Source organism: Vibrio sp. IB15, assembly GCF_016406055.1.
In the GTDB taxonomy this organism is placed as follows: domain Bacteria; phylum Pseudomonadota; class Gammaproteobacteria; order Enterobacterales; family Vibrionaceae; genus Vibrio; species Vibrio chagasii.
Window position 1 is genome coordinate 1 of sequence record NZ_JAEFCE010000142.1, and the last position, 1,305, is coordinate 1,305.

The 1,305-nt window shown below is 40.5% G+C and carries 1 protein-coding gene; it reads right to left on the reverse strand.

What is annotated here, in order from left to right; all coding sequences use genetic code 11:
- Nucleotides 1-203: 203 nt before the first annotated feature.
- Nucleotides 204-1,232, reverse strand: a complete 1,029-nt coding sequence (locus JC606_RS23120; protein WP_102459962.1) for an IS110 family transposase — start codon at nucleotides 1,230-1,232, stop codon at nucleotides 204-206.
- Between the last annotated feature and the right edge of the window lie 73 nt (nucleotides 1,233-1,305).

Sequence of the window (1,305 nt, forward strand, 5' to 3'; positions counted from 1 at the left end):
CCATAGTCTCTTATATGGACTCCCCCGTTTCAACAAAAAGAACGATAGATATTCGCGTGCTTATATACGAGCTACTATTGAGGAGCTACCTCTGCTCAATGATAATTTCGGCTGTTAGGGTACAATGCTTGTTAGCGAGCTTTTCCTCTTTCGACTATTCTGTATCACCTAACTTTTATCTTACGCTTCATTTTGTCAAACTGTCAGAGCATAGATGCTCTATACTCCGTATCAGATTTAAGCATAGCAAAAGCGGTACGAACTGTTTTATTTGCCAGCGCTACCGCTGCACATTTTTTACCTCTACGTACTACTAATGCTTGTAGCCACTGTTCTTTCTTTGTTTTAGCATCGCGTTTTACGACTTGCTGAACCACAGACATTGCGCCAGTAATTAATAGGCTGCGCAACGTTGAGTTTTTCCGTTTATCAATATGTCCCAACTTCGCTTTACCACCAGAAGAATGTTGGAGTGGTGTTAAGCCAATACAAGCGGAAACATCTTTTCCCTTTTTAAACTGACCAAGTTCTCCTGATGCCAAAGCAATGTACAAATGAACTGCGTTTAACTTACCGATACCTTCAATCTTCATTAACTTTTGGCATTCTTGGATTGACCTTATCCATTGATCAAGGGAATGATCATAAGTATCAATGGCTTCGCACAAAACCAAATATAAGTCGAGTGACACTTTCAGCATATGCCTAAAATCAGCTGTTAGCTCATTGTCCGCGTCTTCCAAAATCAGCTCTATCGATTGAGTAAAGCCTTGATGGTTCCTCGAGACTGGAAGATTAAACTCCCTCATCAATCCTATTAATTGATTTTTTAATGCCGTCCGTTGTTTAACAGCTTGCTCTCGTAATTTCAGCATTGATTGCGCTTGCTGTTGGCTATTCGTCTTACCAGAAACGAAAGTTACTTCAGGTAACTGTGAGGCTTGAATGATCGCTAAAGCGTCATTCTTATCTGTTTTTTGATTCTGACGAACCGCTTTAACCAAACGAGAGGAAATTAACTTCGAAGTGTGGCCTAAAGATGTGGCAATTTGATTCCAATAATTAGAGCTTGCGCAAGCTTCAAACACCACCAGAGAGGGTGACAGATTACTGAGATAAGCGCTGAACTGTTTCGGTGTCATTTCTCGATTAGATTGCACCTTTTTATCTGCGTAAACGCAAACTTGAATAACCTTAGCGGCTAGATCAACGCCAATAATGAGATTTTTCATAATCAGACTCCCGTGTTGCTTCCTATTAAAAGATAGGCGGATTGGGGATGGGGAGTCCAATCATCTTGTTATA

Excerpts from the sequence above, each read along its gene's own strand:
- JC606_RS23120 (WP_102459962.1), bottom strand. The coding sequence starts at position 1,232 with ATGAAAAATCTCATTATTGGCGTTGATCTAGCCGCTAAGGTTATTCAA.